The organism is Thalassobacillus cyri (genome assembly GCF_900107755.1).
GTDB lineage: Bacteria > Bacillota > Bacilli > Bacillales > Halobacillaceae > Thalassobacillus > Thalassobacillus cyri.
This window is the reverse complement of record NZ_FNQR01000034.1, coordinates 1-1282: the sequence shown is the minus strand read 5'-3', so window position 1 is coordinate 1282 and position 1282 is coordinate 1. Positions and strand designations below refer to the sequence as shown.

Below are 1282 nucleotides of genomic sequence, written 5' to 3'. Positions count from 1 at the left end.
AAGGTTTGGTGGCGAAAGCGGAGAGGTCACACCTGTTCCCATGCCGAACACAGCAGTTAAGCTCTCCAGCGCCGATGGTAGTCGGGTTTATCCCCGTGAGAGTAGGACGCTGCCAAGCCTTTATATATTGGAGGATTAGCTCAGCTGGGAGAGCACTTGCCTTACAAGCAAGGGGTCGCAGGTTCGAACCCTGCATCCTCCACCATTTTATTTGCCGGTCTAGCTCAATTGGTAGAGAAGCCGTAAACTTCCTTGACTTACATCAGAGTAGGCTTTGCGAGGAGCGTAAGCTTCACCGAATCAACTGGTAACGAGACGAGCATAATTCAATAAAACTTCTGTTTGCAATTTAAATTTGCCGGTCTAGCTCAATTGGTAGAGCAACTGACTTGTAATCAGTAGGTTGGGGGTTCAAGTCCTCTGGCCGGCACCATTCTTGATAAATCTTGAGCCATTAGCTCAGTTGGTAGAGCATCTGACTTTTAATCAGAGGGTCGAAGGTTCGAATCCTTCATGGCTCACCACTTATGCGGGTGTGGTGGAACTGGCAGACACGCTAGACTTAGGATCTAGTGCCTTACGGCGTGGGGGTTCGACTCCCTCCACCCGCACCATTTTTGCGGAAGTAGTTCAGTGGTAGAACACCACCTTGCCAAGGTGGGGGTCGCGGGTTCGAATCCCGTCTTCCGCTCCAAGAATCACTTCAATATCATATGATTTTAAACATCACTTTATTACTTACACGAGCCAAGCCGGGGTGGCGGAATTGGCAGACGCACAGGACTTAAAATCCTGCGGTAGGTAACTACCGTGCCGGTTCGAGTCCGGCCCTCGGCACCATAACTTTATATGCGCCCGTAGCTCAATTGGATAGAGCGTCTGACTACGGATCAGAAGGTTAGGGGTTCGACTCCTCTCGGGCGCGCCATTTTACGGGAAGTAGCTCAGCTTGGTAGAGCACTTGGTTTGGGACCAAGGGGTCGCAGGTTCGAATCCTGTCTTCCCGACCATTTCTTACGGGGCCTTAGCTCAGCTGGGAGAGCGCCTGCTTTGCACGCAGGAGGTCAGCGGTTCGATCCCGCTAGGCTCCACCAATTATTTATTTGATCTTTGAAAACTGAACGAACCAACCAGTACGTCAAATTAATTTCTTCATTATATGAGGAAATAAAACAACGCACTTTAGTAGTGCAAACATGAGCAAGACAGACTCAACTTTTATGGAGAGTTTGATCCTGGCTCAGGACGAACGCTGGCGGCGTGCCTAATACATGCAAGTCGA

Annotated in this window: 9 tRNA genes and 2 rRNA genes; all 11 read left to right on the top strand. The window is 49.9% G+C overall.

Features of this window, described 5'->3' with window-relative positions:
• Nucleotides 1-4: 4 nt before the first annotated feature.
• A 5S ribosomal RNA gene (gene rrf, locus BLV00_RS21590) occupies nt 5-118 on the top strand.
• Nucleotides 119-129: 11 nt separating this feature from the next.
• Nucleotides 130-205, top strand: a tRNA-Val gene (locus BLV00_RS21585).
• A gap of 152 nt (nt 206-357) precedes the next feature.
• Nucleotides 358-433 (top strand) — tRNA-Thr (locus BLV00_RS21580).
• 15 nt (nt 434-448) lie between these two features.
• A tRNA-Lys gene (locus BLV00_RS21575) sits at nt 449-524 on the top strand.
• A 5-nt stretch (nt 525-529) separates the two neighbouring features.
• Nucleotides 530-614, top strand: a tRNA-Leu gene (locus tag BLV00_RS21570).
• Between the two features lie 5 nt (nt 615-619).
• Nucleotides 620-694 (top strand) — tRNA-Gly (locus BLV00_RS21565).
• A gap of 57 nt (nt 695-751) precedes the next feature.
• A tRNA-Leu gene (locus BLV00_RS21560) sits at nt 752-840 on the top strand.
• An 11-nt stretch (nt 841-851) separates the two neighbouring features.
• Nucleotides 852-928, top strand: a tRNA-Arg gene (locus tag BLV00_RS21555).
• A gap of 5 nt (nt 929-933) precedes the next feature.
• Nucleotides 934-1010 (top strand) — tRNA-Pro (locus BLV00_RS21550).
• An 8-nt stretch (nt 1011-1018) separates the two neighbouring features.
• A tRNA-Ala gene (locus tag BLV00_RS21545) sits at nt 1019-1094 on the top strand.
• A 123-nt stretch (nt 1095-1217) separates the two neighbouring features.
• Nucleotides 1218-1282, top strand: a 16S ribosomal RNA gene (locus tag BLV00_RS21540); the annotation flags it as partial.